The following is a 21,693-nucleotide window of genomic DNA, read 5'->3' as shown; positions in this document are numbered from 1 at the left end:
AATCGCCCCATTGGGAGATCCGGTCCTACACCTGCAGTTGTGAATTCCAGTCCTGGAGCTGAGCGCGATTGGGGTAGGAGTTTTGTGCCCCATGGCCGGTCGCTGCGTATGCGGCGACCGTGACGGCAAACCGTGCTGCGGAGGCCAGTGCACTTCCCTTGGCCAGTTCAACAGCCAGGGCGCCGGCAAAGGCATCTCCACAACCGGTTGTGTCCACGGGGATGACTCTCGTGGCATCAACAAAAACAGGCTGGATGGGCCAGGCCTGCAGGTCTTCCAGGACGATGGCACCCTCGGCACCGCGTGTGACGACGGCGTTCTTGGCTCCGGTTTCTCCGAGCAGGGCACCAATCAATTCCCAGGGGCGCTCCCGCGGAACCTCGTGCATGCCGACGGCGGCGAGGACCTCCAACTCGTTAAGGACCACTACGTCGATCATCGGCAGCACGCTGATGGCCTCAGTCGTAAAGGGCGACAGGTTGAGAAGCACAGTCGCACCGAGATCAGCAGCGTTGCGGGCGGCAATCCCAACTGTCTCAAGGGGGACTTCAAGGCTCAGGCACAGGACGGCAACCCCGCCCAGAGAGGACAAGGACTCCTGGACCAGTCCCGGCCGGAGATGGGCGTTGGCACCCGGGGAAACGACGATGACATTCTCTGCGGAGTCGTCAACCACAATCAGCGCGGTCCCGGTGCCGCACCCCGGCTCGATGCTGATAAGGTCCGTACGCACCCCAGAGTCCGTGGCAGCGTTCTTCAGGTAGGTGCCGTCGTCATCGTCGCCCACGGATGCGATTAGATGCACGGATGCTCCGAGGAGCGCAGCGGCGACGGCCTGATTGGACCCCTTTCCGCCGGGCCGGCGGCTGATGCCCTCTCCAATGACGGTTTCACCCGGTGCAGGGAGTCTGCTGGTGTGAACAGTCAGGTCGGAGTTCATTGATCCGACCACGACAATGGTTCCGGTTGTTTCATGGTGTGTGGTCAAGGTGCGTCTTCTTCCAGCTCTAAAGTCACCGAGTACAGATCGAGGATCTTGGATCCGTGGGCGTAAGGAACGACAGTCGCCGCCCATTTCCTGGTTGTTTGGGACACCGGAGTCAGTCAATTTCGTGAAGCTGGAAGGTGCCGGCCTTGACGATTCTTGAGCTGATTTCAGCGGCGACTGATTTTGCATTGAGGCCGGTTACCCGGCGGACTCTGCCGTGGACATTGGGGGTGAACGTACTCAGCCCGGCGGATTCGCCTCCGATGGCAATGGAGACTGTACCGGGGGTTGAGAGGTCGAAGAGATCGGGCCGGAGGAGGGTCAGGACGGTGATGGGGTCGTGCGGCACATTCCATTCTTCGTTCCAAAATGCCCACCATTGGCGGATGTCGGCATCAAGGGCGGCTCCCAGGGGGCCGGCGGCGGCGATGAGGGCCAGTTGATCGCGGCCCATTTCCACTTGGCGCGTGACTTCCAAACCGCTGACGGTGATGTTGAGGGCCGAGTCGAAGACTACTCGTGCCGCTTCGTCGTCGCTGCGGAAATTGTGTTCAGGCTCGTTCGTATCGAAGGCTCCGCCCATGATCCACAAGTGCCGCACGTTCCGTTCGAACGCTGGATCGGCGTCGATCGCGGCGGCGATGTTGGTCAATGGACCGATGGCGACGACGTCAATTTCGCCAGGCTGTTCCGAGACTCGGCGCACGAGGTTGGCGACGGCGTCTTCATCCTGGTGGATGTCTTCCGTATCCAGTCCATCGTGCAGGGACCCTTCGTGCCCGGGCCACCACACTTCGCGCCCCGATCGGGGTGTCTGGATCCCGCAATATACGTCCACGGTGCGGCCGGCGAGTGCACCGAAGCGTTTGGCGAGCCGTGCTCTTAGGAGGGTGTCGCCATAGACAGTAGTCACTGCGAGCAACTCGGCCTCGGGCGAGCCAAGGATGAGGGCGAGGGCGAGGGCGTCGTCGACATCGGATCCGATGTCGGTGTCAAGTATGATGCGGTGCTGGGCGCTCATGATGTCTTCCTTATGGGTTGTGTGCCGGGCATGGCTGCGCCAGGCCGGCGTGGCTGCAATTGGGGCTACTTGAGCCCGGTGGTGGAGACGGACTGGATGAAGTAGCGCTGGAATCCGATGATGATGGCCAGCGGAATCACGGTCAGAACGATGGATCCGGCAAACATCACCCCGTAGTCGACATTGAATTGCCCCTGCAGGTTCGACAGTGCGATCGGTCCCAGGATGTGCTGGCTGTCGGTTCCGTTCAGCAGCGGCCACATATATGACTGCCATTGGAAGAGGAAGAGCGTCAGCCCTGCCCCGATCAGTGAGGGTACCGACAGCGGGAGGTAGATGCGGCGGAAGATGCCCCACCACCCCAATCCGTCCAGCCGGCCGGCCTCGACCAAGTCCTTGGGAATGGCGAGGAAAAAGGTCCGCAACAAGAAGATGGCCATGCCGTTCCCGAGTCCGGGAAGGATCAGCCCGGCATAGGTGTTTTGGAGGTTCCAGTCGCGGAACAGATTCGCCAAGGGGATGGCGATTGCGTCGAAGGGGATCAGGAAACTCACGACGACGACGATGAACACCGCGCCACTGCCTCGGAAGGGGATGGCTGCCAGGGCAAACGCTGCCATGGAGCAGATTGCCAAACCCACGACGACGGTGATGGCACTGACGATCACCGAATTTAGGGTTGCGAGTCCGAGATCGCTGTGCAGGAGGGCGGCGTAGTTGCTCAGCGTTGGCGTTGCGGTGAAGAACGTCTCCCATTGCAAGGGATTCAGGTAGCGGAATGTATCGCCGCCGGGGCGAAGGGAATTCACGAAGGTCCACCACAGGGGGAGGAGAAACAGTAGGCCGATGCAGGCTCCCAAGACGCTCAATCCGAGGTAGGCGAGGGTGCGCCGCCTGGGGGTGCCGGTGTGGGCTGTTGCCGCGCTCATGCGGCATCAGAGCTGCGAAGGAGCCGGAACTGCAGGGCAACGATGATGAGTGTGAGGAGCACGAGAATGATCACTTCTGCTTGGGCCTTGCTGAGGTCTCCGAGCGTGTAGGCCCGAGTGTAGATGTCGTACATGAGCAGGTTGCTTGAGCCTGATGGCCCGCCTTTCGTGAGGATCTGGACTGGGGCAAAGATCAGGAAGTTGGAGACCGTGTCGGCAACCAGGACGAAGGCCAGCGGGCGGCGGACCAGGGGAAAGGTCACCGACCAAAGTTTCCGCCAGGCCGAGGCGCCGTCGATGGAGGCCGCTTCGTAGAGCTCGGATGGAACGTCGTTGATGCCAGCGATCAGGAAGAGCATCCAATAGCCGATGCCGATCCAGCTCAGCAACACCATGATGGAGGCCAGAGACTGCTGCGGTGAGGTCAGGAACGGTTGGGCGGGCAGGCCCAGGAGCGCAAGGAAGGAATTTCCCAATCCATCAGGCCGGTAGATGACGCTCCAGACGACGGCCGAGACTGCTGGAGGAACGGCTATCGGCAGAACGACCAGTGAGCGCCAGATCTTTGCCCCGGCGGCCTTCCTGGTATAGAGCACGGCGAGAAGGAAGGCCGCGCCGATCTGGAGCGGATTCACGATCAGGGAGAAAACGAGCGTCACCAGCAGGGCGTTGGTGAAATCGGCGTTGCCAAAAAGATCGCCGTAGTTGCCAAGGCCGACGAAGACTGTTCCGCCCTGAAGGAGGCTTTGCCGAAAGAGGCTTTCCCAGAGGGCCACTGCCGCTGGCGCGATCCTCAACACGATAAGGCTGATCAAGGCCGGAGCAAGGAAGGCGAGGGCTATGAGGGACGGGGAAGCGCGTCGTCGACGGCTCCGGGTGGTCGGAACTTGGCCCGTGGCCGTGGTCTCTGGAGTCTTCCTGCGGTCGAATACTTGTGAGGGTGCCATTATTAGAGCTGCTTCCAGGCATCGTTGATTTGCTGGGTGGCCTGCTTGAGTCTCTCGTCTACCGGTGATCCGTTGCGGATGTCGGCGAAGGCTTTGCCCATGAGTTCTTCGAACTGGATGTAGCCCACACTCACAGGTCGAGGTGTGGCCGTCTGGGTGTTTTCATGGGCGATCAGGTTGGCCAGACCCGTGGTCTTGGCGCCGCCGAGGGCTTCGAGCTTGGGAAGATAGTGGGCGGTCGCAGCCGTGTTGGCGGGGATGATGGTCGTCGCATCGGTGGTGGCGAGGTTGCCGGCCGGGTCAAGGGAAGCGAATTCCAGGAACTTCTTGGCGGCGGCCTTGTTCTTGGATGCCGGGTTGATGCCCCAGGACCAGGAACCGGTGGGCGTGGCCTGGCTTCCGCCGGCGAAATACGGCATTGGGGCCACACCCCAGTCAATATCTGATTTGGCGAAGTTGCCGATGTCCCACGGTCCGCCCACGAAGTACGCCACCTTGCCTGAGGTGAACAGCGGGCTGGTCTGGAATCCGCCCACACCCCGTGGAGACAGTCCCGAAGAGAACGTATCCGAGTACCACTGCATGGCCTTCTCCCAGCCAGTATTGGTGATGTCGGTGGTCAGCATCTTGTCGCCGGTGATTCCGGAGCCGCCTCCGAGCGATTCCGCGAGCGGTTGCAGCTGGTAGTAGGCCTCAACTTGTTCGAGCAGCAGCCCGAACTGGGTCCCGGCTGCCTGCGCAGCCTTGCCATCCTTGGCGATTTGTTCCCAGGTCATCCGTTGTGCCGGGTCGATGGAGGGGTAGGCAATTCCTGCCGCGTCCAGGGACTTCTTGTTGAAAAACATGAGCTGCGTTGAATTCCACACCGGCAAAGCCCACAGTTTGTCCTGGTACAGATTCACGCTGTATTGCGCGTCGGGAACGGCCGCCTTGGTCTGCTCCTTGAGGGTGCTAAGGTCCTCCAGAAACCCTTGGGCTGCGAGCTGGGAGAGCCGGGGTTGGTCGACTGTGTAGAGGTCGATCGTGTCGTCCTTCGCGCCGAGTCGTTGCTGCAAGGTCGGGTTCAACTGGTCAAAGGGCACCTGGGCGTACTTGACGGTGATGTCTGGGTTTTTCGTTTTGAACGCGGCAATGACCGGCGCAAAAGTGGTGGGATCTTCGGAGCCCAGCAGGTTCACGGTTCCAGTTCCGGAGCCTTCGCTTCCGATCGCAGGGGCTGAATTTGGGGAGCTCGTCGAGCAGCCCGCAAGGAAGAGTGCTCCGGCCGCAAGCAGCGACGTCGCTGCGAGAAGTTTGCGCTTCACGGGAAGCCTTTCTGATGTGTGGTGGGTGATGCCTTGGAGCATCTAACCGGTTAGACTACTCGTGGATGAATGCTTTGACAAGAGATTTCTTTTGTGACCGCCCCAATTCCGAGGCCAGTATGATCAACAGATCTACGCGGTTAGACTTTGAAGCCCAGAAGGGAAGGACACCATGCCAACAGCCAGAGACGTCGCCAAGCTTGCAGGGACATCCAATGCGGTTGTCAGCTACGTTTTCAACAACGGTCCCCGTGCCGTGTCAGCCGACGCAAGGGAGCGCGTACTGCGCGCCGCCCGGGAACTCGACTACAAACCCAACGCACTGGCGCGGGCGTTGAGTGCGGGGAAAACCAGATCAATCGGACTTATTGTTCCGGACATTGCAAACCCCTTCTTCGCCGAGCTTGCGCGGGCGGTGGAGGTTGCGGCAGCTGCCCGGGACCACTTGCTTCTCATTGGCGATTCGGCAACCGTCGCGGAGCACGAGCGTCGCCATATCGAATCGTTCATCGAGCGTCAGGTTGACTCGCTCATCCTCATCTCGCTTCTTGACGAACCTGATCTCAAGGCGGCGCATCTGGCGCGGCTTCCGGTGGTCGCACTTCATCCGCTATCCGAGGGCCAGCTCGCGTCATCGCTGACCATCGACTATGAGCACGCGGCCTATATTGCCACCCACCATCTCCTGGAGCAGGGCTATGCCAGCATTGGATTGCTCAATGGGCCTGTGGACTCTGTGGGAACCCGGCAGCACGCCGCCGGGTTCGCGCGTGCCGTGGCAGGATCTGCGGTTCGTGTGGCCGAACGGTCCTCTGCGATTTCCCGGGCGGCGGCGGCGGAAGCCAGCATCGAGTGGCTTCGTTCCCCTGATGCCCCCCGAGCGATCTATGCCACCACCGACGAGCAGGGGCAGGGCGTTCTCTTCGCCGCGTATTCGCTTGGACTTCGAGTCCCTGAGGATGTCGCGGTGGTGAGCGTCGATGGCACCGAGGCCGGAGCGTACTCTGTGCCACCCCTCTCATCCATCAGCCAGCCCACCCAAGCCATTGCCCGGCGGGCCGTCGAGATTCTCGTCGACAGAACAGCCGACGATCCAATTGTGAACGAAATCTTCAACTTTGAATTGATCGTTCGCAAATCTTCCAAGGCCTAGCTGCATAGGCCGGACCGGCCGGCGCAATCCGCAGGACGTTGGCTGCAAAACCCCAATTCGTAAAAGCAGAACCGCGAGGAGCACCCAGAACATGGACACGTCCCCCGACTCACTCAGTTTGGCTGCGGCGGAGGCCGCGCTCAGGCCCCTGCCCAAGGTGTCGCTCCACGACCACCTCGATGGGGGACTGCGGCCCGGGACCATCATTGAACTCGCGGACGAGGCGGGTCTCGCCCTGCCATTTGCCGACGGCGCAAAGCTGGGCGCATGGATCGCCGAGCAGTCAAACGCCGGCTCACTCTCCGACTACCTCAAACCCTTCCACGTCACCGGAGCCGTCACACAAACCCACCAGAGCCTCGCCCGCGTGGCAAAGGAGTTCGTCCAGGACCTCGCCCACGACGGGGTGGTCTACGGCGAAATCCGGTGGGCCCCCGAAAACCACCTGCGGCGCGGGCTGTCCCTTGACCAGGCCGTCGACGCGGTCCAGGAGGGGATTGAGGCTGGAATCGACGACATCACACGCACTGGAAGGAAAATCAAAGTTGGCCAGCTGCTGGCGGCAATGCGCCACGATTCCAGGGCACTCGAGATTGCGGAGCTCGCAGTCCGGCACCGCAACGACGGCGTGGTGGGCTTTGACATAGCCGGCGCCGAATCAGGGTTCCCCGCTTCCCGGCATGCCCAGGCATTTGACTATCTTGCCGCCGGATTCCTTCCCGTCACCGTGCATGCCGGAGAAGGTGACGGACTGGAGAGCATCCGCTCCGCACTGTTCGACGGCCGAGCCCTGCGCCTGGGGCACGGTGTCCGGCTGGCCGAAGACATAACCGCCCACTCTCAGGAAACCGGAACCGGCTTTCTGCTCGGCGAGCTGTCCCAATGGGTGAAAGACCGCCAGATCGCCTTGGAGATGAGCCCCTCCTCAAACCTCCAAACCGGGGCCATCGCCCCATGGGGCACCGATCTGAAAGACCACCCGTTCGAGGTGCTGTACCGGCTCGGCTTCCTTGTCACCGTGAACACTGACAACCGACTCATGAGCAACACCACGCTCACCCGGGAACTTGCGCACCTGGCGCGGGCATTCAACTATGGTCTGGCGGACATCAAAACCTTCCAGCTCAACGCCGCATCAGCAGCCTTCCTACCCCTGGACGAACGCGAAGAACTCAAAAATGACATCCGCGCAGGATTCGACGGCGCACTACTCGCCACCAAACCAGCCGTCCGGTTGTGAAGTCCCACGCACAAGCTCAGTGATCCGGTCTGGTGAGGACGGCAGCGTCCAAAAATGAAACGGGTCCAACCGTCTGGTCAGCCGTCGTCGGATTCTAGGCCGGCAGCAGGTGGTTGGGGAGCCTGTTTCCTGGCGCAGTGCTGCGGATTTCGAGCAGATCAAGGGCGTGGTCGTGCAGGCGCTTGTCCTCATCGGAAACGGGAACCCAAGGAGGAACCGGCACCGAGTTGCCGGCGTCGTCCCGAGTCACCATCACGGTCAGGCAGTAGGTGGTCAGGTTCATCTCCCGTCCTTTGGGATCCCCCGAACGGACGTGGACCGCGATGTGCATGCCCTTTGTTCCCGTATAGACCAGGCGGGCCTCGACTTCCACCACATGGCCGATCAGCAGCGGCCGGTAGAACCGTACGCCGCCGGAGAACACCGCCACGGTGTCGCTGCCGCAGTAACGTGATGCGCACACATACGCGGCTTCATCGATCCACTTCATCACGATGCCGCCGTGGACCTTTCCACCCCAGTTCACGTCCGTGGGGGAAGCCATGAATCTTAGGACCACGCGCTCGGCGGTTCCCGCATCGGTGTATTCCTGGGCCTTCATGGCCGCCACGATCTCTTCCCGGACCTTGATCCGGGCCACAGCGTCATCGCGCTGTCGAATCTGCTCCGGCGTGGCAGGTTCAAACGGCGTCACCGGGACGGGTTTCCCATCCTCGCCCACGGCCACGAATATCACCACACACTGACTGCGCATCGTGGGGACTCCACCCCTGGGGTCGCCCGAGGACACCACGGTGCGAATATGCATCGACGACCGGCCGGTGTAGACAATGGTTGCCTCGACCTCCACCATGTCGCCACTGTTGACAGGGTCCGCAAAGTGGATGTTCCCCACATAGGCCGTCACACAGTAGGACTTAGCCCAGCCCACCGCAGCGGCATAGGCTGCCTTGTCCACCCACTCCAGCACAGTGCCGGCATCCACCGAGCCGCTGTGTCCGACGTCGGTGGGGGCGGCAAGGAAACGAAGAGTCACGGAATTGGCGGCAGTCTCACTCATGAAATGAGTTTATCGACGCGGTGGAACGGCCAGCTGCCTGCGGGTCGCAAACGCTGCTTCTGCCGTCATAGTCGACAACAACGCGACCGGCAGCTGGTGGCCAATCCACGCCCCAAGTCGATCAACCTGCCGCCGTGAGGGTGCCTTAGTCAACGCATCTGGGCGATGCGTATCGTGGCGGCGAATGTTCGACGACGTCACAGACACCTTTCGTCCCCTGAGCTAATCAGGGTCGGGGATCCCCATTGTTTGCCGGCAGGCTTCCTTGACCTTGGCGACGAGGGGCGAGTCAGCCATGTCCTGGCTGCAGATCAGGCTGACGCGGGAGACCGCGCTGGTGTCCTGGATGTCCAGATAGGCAATGCCGGGGATAGCGAAGGCCCGAAGGGACTCGGGGACGACCGCGATCCCCAAGTGCGCGGCCACCAGCCCAAGGATGGTCGGAAACTGGACGGCCTGCTGCGCAAGATCGAAGTCGACGTCGGCGGCGTGGAGCAATGCGGCGATGTGGTCGAAAAGCCGTGAGATCCGGTCGCGCGGGAAGGCAATGAACCTCTCGCCCTTCAGCTCGCCAAGCGCGACCGAGTGCCGGGGAGCCAGCCGGTGGTCCGCAGGAACGGCCAGTACGAGTCGTTCATTTTGCAGGAGCGTGGCCTTCAGGCCCGGCACAGCGCGGACTTCGCGGGCGATTCCGACATCCAGCGCTCCGGCGGCAATAAGGACTATCTGCGCGTCGGTGGTTTCCTCGCGGAGCTCGAGGTCGATGCCGGGCCATTGCGATCGGAGTTCCCGAACCACCGGTGGAAGGGCCGAAATTGCCGCCGATGAGACGAACCCCAGACGAAGCCTGCCGATTTCGCCGTCCCGGGACTGCCGAAGTGCCGCGGTCATGGCCCCAAATTGGCCCAGGATTTTCCTGGCGTGTGTCAGGAGCAGTTCGCCGTCGGCGGTGAGCTGCACGTTGCGGGAGTTGCGCACGAACAGTTGGGTTTTGCATTCCTCTTCCAGTTTGCGGATCTGCTGGCTGAGGGGTGGCTGGGCCATGTGGAGCCGTTCGGCCGCACGGTTGAAGTGCAGTTCTTCGGCCACGGCAACGAACAGCTCCAGTCGGCGAAGGTTCATACGAACAAGACTAAACACATATTGATGCGAGTCAAATGAATACTTCTTTGGGATGTGATCCGGGTCTACCGTTGATGGTGAGGACAATCACAGATCGACAAACACTAAGAGGTTCCAGAATGCCCGTCATGACCAAGCCCGCCAGTAGCTTCATCAACGGCAGTTGGGTTGAAGGAAGCGGTGACGCTACGTCCCGGTTCAACCCGTCGGCACCGGGGGAAGCGGTCACCACCTACCACCAGGCCGGTTCCAAGGAGCTGGCGCAGGCGATTCAGGCGGCCGCCGCCGCCGCCCCTGCGTGGGACAGCCTGGGGATTCTGGCCAGGGGCCGGATCCTCTCGGCTGCGGCAGCCCTGATCCGGGAACGGGCCGAAGAGATTGCCCGGGTCATGACGGACGAGCACGGCAAGACGCTGGCTGAGTCGAGGATGGAGGTGGACGCCTCGGCCGATACGTTCGACTACCACGCGGGCTCGGCCCGGAATCCCATCGGCACCGAATACCCCTCGAGCCACCCTGATGAGCGGATCCTCACGGTGCGGCGCCCGCTGGGCATCGTAGGGGTGATCACGCCTTGGAATTTCCCGCTGCAGATCCCGGCGTGGAAGATCGCACCGGCATTGCTGCACGGCAACACGGTGGTCTGGAAGTCCGCAAGCCACACCCCTGGAGTGTCGGTCCTGCTGATGGACATTCTGGCCGACGCCGGTGTTCCGGCCGGTGCCGCGAACCTGCTCCTTGGCCCCGGTCCGCTGGGCTCTGAACTCGTTTCCCAGCCGAGCGTTGCGGGCGTGACGTTTACCGGATCCGTTCCGGTGGGCCACCATATCCGGGGGATTGTTTGTGGACGTGGTGCGAAACTGCAGATGGAACTGGGTGGACACAACGCCACGCTTGTCCTGCCCGATGCCGACGTCGAACTGGCCGCGTCCAGCGCTGTCAATGCCGCGATGGGTTCCACGGGGCAGAAGTGCACGGCCACCCGGCGGATCATTTTGGTCGGCGGCGGCCACGAGGCGTTCCTGGAGCGGGTGAAGGAGAAGGTCTCCGCACTGGTGCTGGGCCCGGGCACGGACCCGTCGGTGCAGATCGGCCCGGTTGTCTCCGCCTCCGCCCGCGATGAAATCAATGCCGCGATCGAACAGGCCATCAGCGAAGGCGGGGAAATTCTTGCCCAGGCTCCTGCGCCTGCCTCGGAGGGGTACTACGTCCGACCCACGGTGCTGACCGGGCCGGCCTCGATGACGATCTGCCGCGAAGAGGTCTTTGGTCCAGTTGTCACAGTGCTTCGGGCAGCCACCCTTGACGAAGCCATCGCGTTGGCCAATGACACTGCTTTCGGCCTCACAGCCGCGGTATTCACCAGCGATGAGCGCGCCGCCCGGCAGTGCGTCACATATCTTGATGCAGGCCTCGTAAAGGTCAATGCTCCCTCGACCGGATCCGAGCTTCATGCCCCCTTCGGCGGCATGAAGGACTCAACATTCGCCGGCCCCCGGGAGCAGAACAGTGCCGTCGCCGCGGCATTCTTCACCCACGAAAAGACCGCCTACCTGCGCCTGGCCCCCGAGAAGGCATGATCATGATGCTTCAGGATGAACGAACCGTGCACGAGCTCCGGTCTCCGGAGGAAGTGCTCTCCGGCGCCGACATGAACGGTGCCTGGGCCACCCGGCACAGCTTTGCCCGCACCATGCTCCGCCGCGCGGCCGCACACCGTTGGACGGTGGCCAAGACCCGGCTGGATCTCGACGAGCTGGGACGGGGGACCGCCGTGTACACGGTCAATGCCGAGGGCTTCGAGCTGAACTTCATCGCCTTCTGCCAGGTCTTGGAAGAAAGTGATCGCACCGACCGGGTCATCGCCAAGTCCTGGGACATCACGGCCGCCCTCGTCGACGGCGAATTGACGCCGGAGCGCGAAGCCGACCTCCGCCGCAATGTCCCGTTCCAGGAACAAGGCCGCACCGACCCGGAAACGATCATCATGACGCGGGCCAACCGCAGCGCCCGCTTCTTCGACTACGTCAGCGACTGCCTCTCCACAGGGACCCAGCCCGACGTCGACAAGATCGGCCCCAGTCCCTACCTGATCCGGAGCACCGCGTTCTACGGCAACGGCAAATTCGGGCTCAAGGAACTGGCCAACATCCCGGCCGGCCACCCGCTGTCCGTCCCCTACCGTTCCCAGATGCTCGCGGCCTGGCTGCTGCGCGAGCTCAGCATGGAGCTGGTGGAGCACGTTGCCGGAGCCAAGGCGCTGGCAGCCGGCACCGTGGCCGTTCCCTTGGATGCGGCCTGGGCCAAGTACTTCGGGTTGGGCAACGCCACAGGCCTGGGCATGGTCCCCTTCCTCGTCAACCACCCCGGCTACCTTGATGCCTGGTGCCGGCTTCGGGAGGTTCCCCTGATGGCAGGGCTTGCCGCCAGCTACGCGCCGGGCCACCCGGACTTGGTCCGGATCGTTGACCTGTTTGAGAGGGCGGACCGGCATCTTGCGGAAAAGTCCGACCTCAAGACGGTCCCGTTCCTCTCGACGGACTTGATCAGGCCCCAACTCCACCAGCTTCGCTCGGAACTCCAGGCGTACATGGCATCCAGCCAGGAGTCCGCCCCGGTGCTGGCCCGTCTGCACGCCATGGCGGCCGCACTCAGCCCGGAAGTCCGCGGCATCTTCGCCTCGATCGTCGTCGAACTCCAGACAGACTTTGATCAGGAAGCCGAAGCCCTGCTCACTGTGCCAGGTTCGCCACCCTTCAACCCCGCCATGGGCTGCCGTGAACTGCGGGAGCTTCTGCAACAGAACTATGGCTGGGCGCGAAGCTATGACTTTGCCACGCCGGAACGCTCCAGCTACTACTGGTACTCCTCCGCCGACAGCGAGGAACCGCGCCGGGCGCAGCGGGCAAGGCTGGCCGCCGGCACTGTGGAGCACTGCACCGACATCGCACGCCGCATCAACGCTCTGGCCACCGATTTGGCGGGGCTCCCCGCCGAGGCCAGCGTGGCCGAACTCCTGCTGGCACATCCGTGCCACCGGTTCGCCGTCGAACGGATCCAGCAGACCCGGTGCTACCAATACGGCGAACTGCGCGACAACCTTCTGGATGCGGAATTCCTGCCGCTGAGCACCCAACGCTTCCAGTTGGCCACCTACGGGATGAACAACTTCAGCCCCCAGTCAACCGACTGGGTCCGCGTCACCCTGTTCAGCGGAGCACCGCGTGTGGCGGACATCCTGAACGGAACCGACGATGACGACTGGCTCTTTCCACTGGCTCCCGAAGGAGGGAACGCATGAGCGTCCACCGGCAGGCAACCGTCGTTGACGGCCTGCAGATCAGCAACTGGAGCCGACCGGTCCTGGAGGAACTACGCACGGGCGGCGTCAGCGCCGTCAACGCCACCTGCGCCGTCTGGGAAACCGCCAGTGAAACCATCCGGTCCATAGCCCAATGGCTCGAACTGGCCAACCGCAACCCGGATCTCTTCTTCCTCGCCACCAGCGGCGCTGACATCGAAGCCGCCAAACAGCAAAACAGAATCGCCGTCTTTCTCGGGTTCCAGAACACCAGCCCCTTTGAAGACGACTACCGGTATGTGGAACTCTTCCACCGGCTTGGCGTCCGCATAGCCCAGCTGACCTATAACAACCAGAACCTGGTCGGTGGCGGCTGTTTCGAAGCCGAGGACGCCGGACTCACCCGATACGGCCGTGTCGTTGTGGCGGAGATGAACCGTGTCGGGATGCTCATCGACCTCTCCCACGTTGGATACCGGACCAGTCGCGAAGCGATCGAGGCCTCCACCGTCCCCGTGGCGATCACCCATTCCAACCCGCTCTGGTTCTTCGATACACCCCGGAACAAACCCCACGACGTGATCCAACCGATGGTTGACCGCGGGGGAGTCATCGGCTGCTGCCTTTACCCAACCGTCAGCGGCGGCGAACACGTGACCATCGAGGGCTTCGCCGCCATGGTCTCGCGCATGGTGGACCAGTACGGGCCCTCCCACGTCGGCCTGGGCAGCGACTGCACCCGCGGCTGGGACCACGAATTCGTCGGCTGGCTCCGCAACGGACGCTGGCAGCCCACGGCACCGGAACATGCGCCCACGTGGCCCACCTGGCCCAACTGGTTCACCGGGCCCGAAGACTTTCCCCGTCTGACCGACGGGCTCATCGCCGCAGGTCTCACGGACGACACCATCGCCGCGGTTCTGGGCGGCAACTTCAGCCGCCTCTTCGCCGAGGTCATGGACAACACGAAAGAGAAAGCCCATGTCTGACACCAACACCCTGGCCGCGGGCACAGCCGGTGTGCAGGGGAGCGCCTTCGCCTCCGTCCAGCCCCGCGAGATCACCGAATCAGCCTTCCGCGCGCTGTGCGCCGCGGGCGCGGACCCTGCCGAAGCCCGGGAAGGGGGACTAGCCGTTCTGCGGGCCGAAGCCGACTCGCAGAACGGGCTTGCCCTTCTGGAACAACTGATCGATGCGGGCTGGGCCCAGTCCATGAGGGCCGCCGGCACCAGATCGACGTCGTGGGCCGGTGTCAGCGTCCTCGAACTGGACTGCCCGCAACAGCCGGCACTGCGTTCAGCGATGCAGCTCATTGACCTGGCCGCCAGTGGCAGCGCCGGCGAAGTGCGCGTGGCACGAACCACGGCTTCCGGAATCCCGCGCCAACTGTGGAACGACCTTCTCCTGCGCCGCAGCGCAAGCCTGCAGCGCACCATCATTGTCGCCATCTCCAACGCCGCGGCCACCGACGGCGGCGGCAGCACGGAATACCTCACCGTCCAGAACGGTGCAGTCGCCTCGGCAACAGAGCCGCCCGCCGACGCCATTGCCTCGTCGCTGCTGCCCACCTTGGACGGGAACGACACGGTCATCGTCGTTCTGCCTGGCACCACCGAGTTGGTCCACCTGGACGCCGGCATCTCCCAAAAACCCTTGAAAGTACGTGAAGAAGAATGGCACCGCATATACCAGCTCTCCCGGAACTACCTGATGGCGGACCAATGAGCACCATCGAGCGCACCCAGTTCACCGACGGCAAACCCCGGCCCTACTCGGCCACTGCCGCCGTCGGAGGCATCATCTTTCTCTGCGGGCAGGTGCCCACCCGTCCCGATGGATTGTGCCCTGCCGATATCGCAGGGCAGGTCATTCAAGCCTTCGACAACCTGGAGCGGGCGCTGTTGGCCGCTCGTTCAGACTTATCCAGCCTCCTCAAGCTCACCGTGTACCTCGCGGATCTGGACGAGTTCGAGGACTACAACGCCGCCTACCTCACCAGGCTCAGCGGCCATCCCCTGCCTCCCCGGACCACCGTGCAGGTTGCGCGTTTCCGTGGCGAGAAGCGCATCGAAATTGATGCCGTCGCAGCCGTAACAGCCTGACCGGACAACGGCCACGGATCTGTTGGGTAACCACCGTTGCTTTCCCATTACTCAGATCGGAACCACCATGCTCTCGCACGCACCATCCCCCATGCCATCACCCGCCCCGGCGCCCAGGCCCCAAACCACCATCGATTCAGCACCCCTGAACGCGTTCCACAAACGCCTGACCCTCTTCAGCTCCGGCGGGCCGTTCCTGGACGGCTACATTTTGGCCATTATCGGCATCGCCCTGGTCCAGGTCATTCCCCAATGGCAGATGAACGAGTGGTGGAACGGGCTCATCGGCGCTTCCGCCCTGATCGGGGTGTTCATTGGCGGGCTGGTCTTCGGCAACATCACCGATAAAATCGGCCGCAAACTCATGTACACGATTGACCTGGTTGCGATCATCGTGTTCTCCATTGCGCAGTTCTGGGTCAACGAACCGTGGCAGCTGTTCACCCTGCGCCTGCTCATCGGCATCGCGGTGGGCGCCGACTATCCCATCGCCACCGCCTTGGTCGCCGAATTCGTCCCGGCGAACTGGCGGGCCCGCCTGCTGGGCGGCCTGAATGCCATGTGGTTTGTTGGGGCCACCGTTGCCGCGTTCGTCGGCTACTGGCTGCTGTCACTCGAAGATGGCTGGCGCTGGATGCTCCTGTCCTCGGCGGTGCCCGCAGTGCTGATCCTCATTGCCCGGGCCACCATCCCGGAATCCCCGCACTGGCTGGTTGGCAAGGGACGCCAGCAGGAGGCCCTGGACATCCTGAAGAAGGCCATCGGCGAGGGGGCAACGCTGGAGGGGATCACCGCCCACGACCCCAATGCGGTCAAACTCAGCACCAAGAAGGCATTCGCCATGGTTCTCACCGGCGGCTACCTGAACCGGGTCATCTTCATCTCCATTTTCTGGACCTGCACCATCGTGACCTTGTTCTCGATCTACGCGTTCGGACCCCAGATCCTATCCCTGTTCCACCTCGAATCTGGGAATGCAGCCAACATCGGCTACGGCTTGATCAACCTGTTCTTCTTGGTGGGCAACATCGTCGCCCTCCTCGTTGTCGACAAGCTCGGCCGCCGTCCTGTCCTGATCTGGGGATTCCTCCTCTCGGGTATCGGCCTGTTGTTCCTGGCCATCTTCCCCGCCGCGCCACTGGGCCTGATTGCCCTGGCCTTCGCGTTCTACGCCATCTTCAACGGTGGCCCCTCGATCCTGGAATGGATCTACCCCAACGAATTGTTCCCCACCAAGGTTCGTGCCACCGCCGTCGGCCTGTGCACAGGAACCAGCCGCATCGGTGCCGCCATCGGCACCTTCGCCACACCGCTGGCCCTCACCCACCTGGGTCTTTCCGGAACCATGTGGATTGCCGCCGGGATCGCCCTGGTCGGTGCGGGTACTAGCTACTTCATGGCACCCGAAACCAAGGGCAAAAACCTCGAAGACGCAGCCGCACTTTCCAACTGACAGTACCCCCGAGGCGGGAGCTGTGGCCTTTCCCAGGCCATGCCGCTTCCGCCACGGGGCCGCGTGATTCCACTGCATCCGTCCGAAAGCAGCCGGGCCGGGCCTCATGCCAACGCCGGCATGGTGGCCCGGCACAGCTCGCGGACCTCGCGCTCCAGCTCGGCCAGCCGGGCCTCGGCGTCTTTGTTGGAGTCCATCACCAGGCGGATGGCTCGCTGGCGCAACTCATCGGGGTACTTCCTGGGTGCTGGCATGGCTCTGACCTTTCAGGGGATCAATAACCTCCACTAAACGGGACGGTTCAGTTGCGAAACCAGCCGATCGACTGTTTCCGAGGGGACAGCGTCGAGTCGCGGTCCGCTGGCGTGCCTGGCCATCGGACCGAGGACCTCGCTCGTAAGCGTCAGGTTGTCTCGTGTCCGGCCGGGGACGGCGAAAGTATCGACGAGAACGCCGTCGCCCTCCGCCACTGCGCGGAACCTCTCCTCATCGAGGGTGCCGAAGAGCGAGTACGCGTGCACTTGCGCTCCGAGCGTCGTCGCGAAACGTGCGACATTCATTCCCTTGCCCGCAGCGTGAACGCGCCAGGACATCACACAGCCGACCCCACCGGGATCGATGCGGTCGACAATCCCTCGCGGTCAAACCCTGGGCTAAGAGTTACTGTGCGGATCACGCTCCGGCCGCGGCGAGCCAAGTCTCGAGGTAGACCGCCACACCATCGTCATGGTGGCTGCCGGTAGTGATAGTGGCCGCGTCGAGCACGGCCTGCTTGCCGTTCGCGACCGCGATGGAGGTTCCCACGGCAGCGAAGGCGGGGATGTCGTTGTAGTTGTCGCCGAAGAAGTAGCAGTCGCTCTTGCCGTAGCCAAGCTCTTCGGCGGCGGCCTCGACGCCAAGGCCTTTCGAGCATGCCGCATTGGCGATCTCGAGGTAGGTGTCTTTCGAACGGTAGGTGACGACGCCAGGCTCGGTGCTCAGGAGCGCCTCGATCCCGTCGACCAGTGACTGCTCGCCCATGCACATGACCTTGTGCGGCGGGTGCGCATCGACCCGACCGGAGGAGATGTATTCCTTCGACGTCATCGAATGCGGCGATACCCCGGTGTTGTTGATTTCACGCGCGGTCCACGGATCGTTTCCCCAGACGTGCCAGTCCTCACCGGCGAAGAAGCTCGCATGCAGGTCGACGTCGGTGCAGTATTCGGCGATCCTGCGGGCGTGCTCGGGGACAATCGCGACATCGTGCACGACCGTGCCCGAGCGGGACAGCACGAGTCCGCCGTTGTAGGCGATCAGCGGTTCATCGGCACCGTCGTACAGCCGCTCGAGGATGCGCATGGACTCCGGCATGCGCGAAGAACACAGCACGAAGGCGTGCCCCGCCTCACGGATCGCCCGGACAGCCTCGATAGTGCGCTGGGACAGCGTGCGGTCCGGGTTGAGCAATGTGCCATCGATGTCGGTGCAGAACATGGCCATGGGTTGGGTCTCCTCATGCGGGTGGATTCTTGTCGGGTCAGGTGTGAGGCAGGACGGGCAGTTGGGTTCGATCGTCGACGATTGGTTCGCGCAGGACGAGTCCTTCGACGTTGCAGTCGCGGAGGTCAGCGCCGCGCAGGTCGGGGGTCTCGAGCGTCGCATTCCGCAGGTCGGCGGCCCGAAGATCGGCATCGCGCAGGTCGGCGTCCTTCAGTCGACCTCCACGCAAACTGGCGGCTCGTAGATCCGTCCCGCGAAGAACGACGGCGGTACCCCTGCAGTCCGAGAGATCGGCACGGCGCAGATCCGCTCGCTCCAAGTCTGCACGGTCGAGCACGGCTCGTGGAAGCCGGACGTCCGCGAAGGACGAATCGGCGATCCGAGCGTCAGTAAAATCGGCATCTGAACCGGCAATACGAGCGAGATTCGACGCAGTCCAGTCCACATCCCGTGCCTTGAGTGCGTCGACGGTCGCGCCGTGCAGATTCAGACCGACCGAACTGGAGCCGCTGAGGTCGACCCGCGCCAGATTTGTCTTTCTCAGGTCTGCGCGGGTGAGATCGGTCGAAGAGAGATCGCCACCGCTTAGATCGCGCCCGGCAAGGATGATGCCTGCCAGATTCCGTCCGGGCATGCGGATCTCCGTCAAGTCCGGAGCTGCAATGAGGGTCTGTACGAAACGCTGCTCCTCGGCGGAACGGCGCTCTCGCTCCGCTTCTGCCCGCCCGACGAGTGCCTCCACATACAGCACGGCGACGCCGAGAACGGCGCCGACTCCGAGATTTATGCCTAGGTCTGAGAACTTGTTGCCCTCAGAGGGGCCGAGGGCCCACATGGTCATCCCGACCACGAAAATGACAGCGATGACAATCAGCGCGGGGAGGCTCGTCGAATGGAGCTTCGCCCAGCGTTGCCTCATGCGGTGACTGCCTCGGCCTTGATCGCATCGCGGATCAAGGCCGCGCGATCCTCCTCGCCATTGGCGTCGAGCTCGATCGCGATCACCTCCATCAGCTCGTTGCGCACGAGGTCCCGCGCGTCTGTGGCCGACGTGAACCACTCGAGCGCGCACTCCAGATCACCGGTTCTCAGCGCGATCTCACCGAGCACGATCTCGGTCTCGCGAATACCCTGGACGTAGCCAATTGATTGGTGCCCGCGCAGGGCGCGCTCCGCCGTCGCATTCGCCTCGGAGAATGCCTCGTCATCCTTCGCGAGAGTCATGAGGAATGTCGCCTTATACTGCCAGCCAATTGCCTGGGACCGGGCCGAACCGACCTGCGTGCTCCACGAGATGACACGCTCGATGTGTCCGAGCGCCTCGTCGGCCTTGCCCGCCCGCCGCAGCGTCTTCGCATAGGGAATGAGGAACCGGTGGCTCGCCACGCGGCTGTCCACAGTGTCGATGGCCTGCCGGTAAAGGCTCTCTGCAACCGAGAGATCGCCGGACACTCGTGAGAGTTTCGCCTTGTTCCGCAGCGCCCGGGCCCGCAGGGGGCCGGGCGCTAGATTCCCATGCATCGCGAACGCTTTGTCGACGTGCGCGACGTACTGGATCCGATGATTCTCTGCACTGGTTGGTGAAATACCCGCCTGCCGCTCGTACTGGCGTCCGTGGAGTTCGGCCAAATCACACAGCACTTGGCACAGAGCTTCGGTGTCATCGAGCGCCTCGGCCAACCGTCGACTCTCTTCGTAGGCCTCAAGCGCCTGGTCGACTTCCCCTTCGAATAGGAGCACATCGCCCAACAAACCAAGCGCCACAGCTCGGATTGAGGCGGGATTCTCTGCGCCAGTCAGCTGTGAGAGCAAACGCCCGGCGTCTGCAACCTCGCTCGCGCTCAAACAGGCGTTCACAAGCTCAAGCTGGATTGAAGCCCTGGAGTCGTCTCCGCCGAATACGACTCCGTCCGAGGACTCCAACACTTTGCCGAACAGTGCGGCGGCCTCGGATGACGCCCCGGTGGCCTGCGCGTTGCGTGCCGCCCGGAGCAGGTACGGGAAGGCATCCGCGTGCTTGGCGGCCAGATACAGGTGCTCGCCGATCAAAGCGTCCCAGTCCTCGTTCGAGCTCGCTCGCAGATTGGAGATGACCTCGGCGACCTGAGCGTGAAGACGGCGCCTACGCAATCCACTTAGCTGCGAATAGAGCACATCGCGGATCTTGCCGTGCGAGAACTCAAAGGACTCGTCGCTTGTCTGGAGCTCCCGAATCAAGTCGACGTCTAGAAATTTCTCCAGATCCTGCAGCAGTTCGTCCTCGCCTGCCTCCATCAGCCCGTGGAGCACGGCGAAGGCGAACCGCCGCCCAACTACGGCCGCGAGCTCAAGCTCGTGCCGTTCGTCCACGGCGAGCAAGTTCAATCGGGAGGCGATGACCTCTTCTACAGAGTCGGGGATGTCCCATGATCCAATGTCGCCGTCGAAGAGCCAGACATCGTTGGTCTGGCTCAGCGAGACACGGCCCGACCTAGGGTCAGGGGAGCAGAGCATCCGGATCAGTTCTCGGGTAAAGAGCGGATTGCCTTCGGTCTCTTCGTAGAGCTTCTTTGTGACCGCCTCAGGCAGGTTCGTGGGGCCTCCGAGCAGAGACTCCACGAGCGCTCCGAAGCCGGTGCTGTCGAAGCCCCGGATCTCGTGTTTCTGGTAGATCCCTTCCATACGCCGCGCCGAAGCGATGACGGGACGGACCGGGTGCGCCGGCTCCGCCACCCGGTCGGAGCGAAAGGCCCCGAGAATGACGACTGGGCCTTCGCTGAGGCGCGAGACCAAGCAGATCAGTGCATCGGCGCTGCCAACGTCCAAATGTTCCAGGTCATCGATGAAGAGCAGCTTCGGCGAGGAGCCGGCTTTGCGATAGTCGCCCATGATCACGTTGGTGAACGTGGCAACGATGGCCTCTCTGCGGCTTGACGGGTCGGCAGAGATCGATTCACTGACAGCCGCCATCTCGACCTCGGGCGAACCGGCGCCGAACTGCCCGGCGACAACATCTCCCACGGGGCGGCCGTCCGCCATCTGTCGTACGAGTTCCCTGACCGGGAAGTAGCTCATTCCTTCGTGAAAGGGTTCGCATGCCGTGCGGACGCAGATGTACCCCAGTTGCTCCGCTGCCATCAGTACGGCCTCGGCGAGTGCAGATTTTCCTGCTCCGCTAGTGCCGCTGAGCATGATCACCGCTCCTGCGGGACCTGCGTCTCGTCTGCTTACGCGCTCAAGTGTCCGGCTGATCAGCGCCAACTCAGCGTCACGGCCATACAGTCCGCCGACAATATTGCGATTCACAGACACCCCAAGACGCCCCACATCGCACCGGATCGGCGATAGTTTGCTCATGCTATGGGGACGCTCGGGCCAAGGTCAAGGCCTCGTGTTGCCTCATGGAAAACCGCCGCCACGGTGTGTGTCGGGAATCGGTTGCCGAATGTGGGATACGCCCTTTTCCATGGCGCCGACGACGGAGCAGAGCCAGTCTGCGGCGAAGAAGTGGCGCCCGCGTGCCGGGCCGCGAGCCGGGCGGGCACCGAGATGCGGGCCGTCCCTGTCCGCAGCACCGTGCCCGGCGTAGAATTCGAGCACCAATCGGCCGGT

Annotated in this window: 20 protein-coding genes; 8 read left to right on the top strand and 12 right to left on the bottom strand. The window is 63.0% G+C overall.

Translation table 11 applies throughout. From position 1 onward, the window contains the following. Positions 1-25: 25 nt before the first annotated feature. The 5 genes from K254_RS0109250 to K254_RS22590 all read right to left on the bottom strand — a co-directional run bounded on the left by K254_RS0109250 (position 26) and on the right by K254_RS22590 (position 5,189). A complete protein-coding gene (locus K254_RS0109250) occupies positions 26-988 on the bottom strand; it encodes a ribokinase (RefSeq protein ID WP_026555125.1) in 963 nt (320 codons plus the stop codon). A 112-nt stretch (positions 989-1,100) separates the two neighbouring features. Beyond that, the gene (locus K254_RS22595) at positions 1,101-2,009 is read right to left on the bottom strand and encodes a nucleoside hydrolase (protein ID WP_035749167.1); all 909 of its coding nucleotides are present in this window, start codon (positions 2,007-2,009) and stop codon (positions 1,101-1,103) included. 65 nt (positions 2,010-2,074) lie between these two features. Then, positions 2,075-2,938 carry a carbohydrate ABC transporter permease gene (locus K254_RS0109240; RefSeq protein ID WP_026555124.1) on the bottom strand — a complete coding sequence of 288 codons (864 nt, stop codon included), beginning with the start codon at positions 2,936-2,938 and terminating at the stop codon, positions 2,075-2,077. Then, positions 2,935-3,753, bottom strand: coding sequence for a carbohydrate ABC transporter permease (locus K254_RS0109235; protein WP_196810901.1), 819 nt, complete (start codon positions 3,751-3,753; stop codon positions 2,935-2,937). The genes K254_RS0109240 and K254_RS0109235 overlap by 4 nt, the downstream gene beginning before the upstream one ends. Positions 3,754-3,887: 134 nt before the next feature. Continuing rightward, positions 3,888-5,189 carry a sugar ABC transporter substrate-binding protein gene (locus tag K254_RS22590; RefSeq protein ID WP_196810900.1) on the bottom strand — a complete coding sequence of 434 codons (1,302 nt, stop codon included), beginning with the start codon at positions 5,187-5,189 and terminating at the stop codon, positions 3,888-3,890. Positions 5,190-5,361: 172 nt separating this feature from the next. Here K254_RS22590 and K254_RS22585 point away from each other — a divergent pair, with 172 nt between their 5' ends. Further along, the gene (locus K254_RS22585; RefSeq protein ID WP_035749165.1) at positions 5,362-6,342 is read left to right on the top strand and encodes a LacI family DNA-binding transcriptional regulator; all 981 of its coding nucleotides are present in this window, start codon (positions 5,362-5,364) and stop codon (positions 6,340-6,342) included. Between the two features lie 91 nt (positions 6,343-6,433). Next, a complete protein-coding gene (locus K254_RS0109220) occupies positions 6,434-7,582 on the top strand; it encodes an adenosine deaminase (RefSeq protein WP_026555122.1) in 1,149 nt (382 codons plus the stop codon). A gap of 94 nt (positions 7,583-7,676) precedes the next feature. Here the strand turns inward: K254_RS0109220 and K254_RS0109215 are convergent, their stop codons facing one another. Together K254_RS0109215 and K254_RS0109210 are read right to left on the bottom strand one after the other, a co-directional pair. Further along, positions 7,677-8,642, bottom strand: a complete 966-nt coding sequence (locus K254_RS0109215) for an acyl-CoA thioesterase (protein ID WP_026555121.1) — start codon at positions 8,640-8,642, stop codon at positions 7,677-7,679. A 222-nt stretch (positions 8,643-8,864) separates the two neighbouring features. After that, positions 8,865-9,764: a LysR family transcriptional regulator gene (locus tag K254_RS0109210; protein ID WP_026555120.1), complete on the bottom strand. Its 900-nt coding sequence runs from the start codon at positions 9,762-9,764 to the stop codon at positions 8,865-8,867. Between the two features lie 128 nt (positions 9,765-9,892). Here K254_RS0109210 and K254_RS0109205 point away from each other — a divergent pair, with 128 nt between their 5' ends. The 6 genes from K254_RS0109205 to K254_RS0109180 all read left to right on the top strand — a co-directional run bounded on the left by K254_RS0109205 (position 9,893) and on the right by K254_RS0109180 (position 16,620). Then, entirely contained in the window at positions 9,893-11,344 is a 1,452-nt protein-coding gene (locus K254_RS0109205; protein WP_026555119.1) for an aldehyde dehydrogenase family protein, read from the top strand. A 2-nt stretch (positions 11,345-11,346) separates the two neighbouring features. After that, entirely contained in the window at positions 11,347-13,065 is a 1,719-nt protein-coding gene (locus K254_RS0109200; RefSeq protein WP_035749163.1) for a hypothetical protein, read from the top strand. Beyond that, positions 13,062-14,054, top strand: coding sequence for a membrane dipeptidase (locus tag K254_RS0109195; protein ID WP_026555117.1), 993 nt, complete (start codon positions 13,062-13,064; stop codon positions 14,052-14,054). The genes K254_RS0109200 and K254_RS0109195 overlap by 4 nt, the downstream gene beginning before the upstream one ends. Beyond that, positions 14,047-14,790, top strand: a complete 744-nt coding sequence (locus K254_RS0109190) for a hypothetical protein (RefSeq protein WP_026555116.1) — start codon at positions 14,047-14,049, stop codon at positions 14,788-14,790. Before K254_RS0109195 ends, K254_RS0109190 begins: the two co-directional genes overlap by 8 nt. Beyond that, positions 14,787-15,167, top strand: a complete 381-nt coding sequence (locus K254_RS0109185; protein WP_051389010.1) for a RidA family protein — start codon at positions 14,787-14,789, stop codon at positions 15,165-15,167. Before K254_RS0109190 ends, K254_RS0109185 begins: the two co-directional genes overlap by 4 nt. Positions 15,168-15,258: 91 nt before the next feature. After that, positions 15,259-16,620: an MFS transporter gene (locus tag K254_RS0109180; RefSeq protein ID WP_051389009.1), complete on the top strand. Its 1,362-nt coding sequence runs from the start codon at positions 15,259-15,261 to the stop codon at positions 16,618-16,620. Between the two features lie 104 nt (positions 16,621-16,724). Here the strand turns inward: K254_RS0109180 and K254_RS25665 are convergent, their stop codons facing one another. The 5 genes from K254_RS25665 to K254_RS0109155 form a co-directional block, all read right to left on the bottom strand. Continuing rightward, the gene (locus K254_RS25665) at positions 16,725-16,874 is read right to left on the bottom strand and encodes a hypothetical protein (protein WP_155848487.1); all 150 of its coding nucleotides are present in this window, start codon (positions 16,872-16,874) and stop codon (positions 16,725-16,727) included. 33 nt (positions 16,875-16,907) lie between these two features. After that, positions 16,908-17,213, bottom strand: coding sequence for a PfkB family carbohydrate kinase (locus tag K254_RS26450; RefSeq protein ID WP_155848486.1), 306 nt, complete (start codon positions 17,211-17,213; stop codon positions 16,908-16,910). A 79-nt stretch (positions 17,214-17,292) separates the two neighbouring features. Then, a complete protein-coding gene (locus K254_RS0109165; RefSeq protein WP_035749161.1) occupies positions 17,293-18,102 on the bottom strand; it encodes a Cof-type HAD-IIB family hydrolase in 810 nt (269 codons plus the stop codon). Positions 18,103-18,139: 37 nt separating this feature from the next. Beyond that, entirely contained in the window at positions 18,140-19,021 is an 882-nt protein-coding gene (locus K254_RS24810; protein ID WP_051389008.1) for a pentapeptide repeat-containing protein, read from the bottom strand. Further along, positions 19,018-21,438 (bottom strand): ATP-binding protein, encoded by a 2,421-nt coding sequence (locus tag K254_RS0109155; protein WP_081709982.1) that lies wholly within the window; start codon positions 21,436-21,438, stop codon positions 19,018-19,020. The genes K254_RS24810 and K254_RS0109155 overlap by 4 nt, the downstream gene beginning before the upstream one ends. Positions 21,439-21,693: the final 255 nt, after the last annotated feature.

Origin of the sequence: Arthrobacter sp. 35W (assembly GCF_000482545.1) — a bacterium.
In the GTDB taxonomy this organism is placed as follows: domain Bacteria; phylum Actinomycetota; class Actinomycetes; order Actinomycetales; family Micrococcaceae; genus Specibacter.
The sequence above is the reverse complement of the archived record's forward strand: the minus strand, read 5'-3'. Positions and strand labels throughout refer to the sequence as shown.

Excerpts from the sequence above, each read along its gene's own strand:
- K254_RS22595 (WP_035749167.1), bottom strand. The coding sequence starts at position 2,009 with ATGAGCGCCCAGCACCGCATCATACTTGACACCGACATCGGATCCGAT.
- K254_RS0109240 (WP_026555124.1), bottom strand. The coding sequence starts at position 2,938 with ATGAGCGCGGCAACAGCCCACACCGGCACCCCCAGGCGGCGCACCCTC.
- K254_RS22585 (WP_035749165.1), top strand. The coding sequence starts at position 5,362 with ATGCCAACAGCCAGAGACGTCGCCAAGCTTGCAGGGACATCCAATGCG.
- K254_RS0109220 (WP_026555122.1), top strand. The coding sequence starts at position 6,434 with ATGGACACGTCCCCCGACTCACTCAGTTTGGCTGCGGCGGAGGCCGCG.
- K254_RS0109215 (WP_026555121.1), bottom strand. The coding sequence starts at position 8,642 with ATGAGTGAGACTGCCGCCAATTCCGTGACTCTTCGTTTCCTTGCCGCC.
- K254_RS0109210 (WP_026555120.1), bottom strand. The coding sequence starts at position 9,764 with ATGAACCTTCGCCGACTGGAGCTGTTCGTTGCCGTGGCCGAAGAACTG.
- K254_RS0109205 (WP_026555119.1), top strand. The coding sequence starts at position 9,893 with ATGACCAAGCCCGCCAGTAGCTTCATCAACGGCAGTTGGGTTGAAGGA.
- K254_RS0109200 (WP_035749163.1), top strand. The coding sequence starts at position 11,347 with ATGATGCTTCAGGATGAACGAACCGTGCACGAGCTCCGGTCTCCGGAG.
- K254_RS0109195 (WP_026555117.1), top strand. The coding sequence starts at position 13,062 with ATGAGCGTCCACCGGCAGGCAACCGTCGTTGACGGCCTGCAGATCAGC.
- K254_RS0109190 (WP_026555116.1), top strand. The coding sequence starts at position 14,047 with ATGTCTGACACCAACACCCTGGCCGCGGGCACAGCCGGTGTGCAGGGG.
- K254_RS0109185 (WP_051389010.1), top strand. The coding sequence starts at position 14,787 with ATGAGCACCATCGAGCGCACCCAGTTCACCGACGGCAAACCCCGGCCC.
- K254_RS0109180 (WP_051389009.1), top strand. The coding sequence starts at position 15,259 with ATGCCATCACCCGCCCCGGCGCCCAGGCCCCAAACCACCATCGATTCA.
- K254_RS25665 (WP_155848487.1), bottom strand. The coding sequence starts at position 16,874 with ATGCCAGCACCCAGGAAGTACCCCGATGAGTTGCGCCAGCGAGCCATC.
- K254_RS26450 (WP_155848486.1), bottom strand. The coding sequence starts at position 17,213 with ATGTCCTGGCGCGTTCACGCTGCGGGCAAGGGAATGAATGTCGCACGT.
- K254_RS0109165 (WP_035749161.1), bottom strand. The coding sequence starts at position 18,102 with ATGGCCATGTTCTGCACCGACATCGATGGCACATTGCTCAACCCGGAC.
- K254_RS24810 (WP_051389008.1), bottom strand. The coding sequence starts at position 19,021 with ATGAGGCAACGCTGGGCGAAGCTCCATTCGACGAGCCTCCCCGCGCTG.
- K254_RS0109155 (WP_081709982.1), bottom strand. The coding sequence starts at position 21,438 with ATGAGCAAACTATCGCCGATCCGGTGCGATGTGGGGCGTCTTGGGGTG.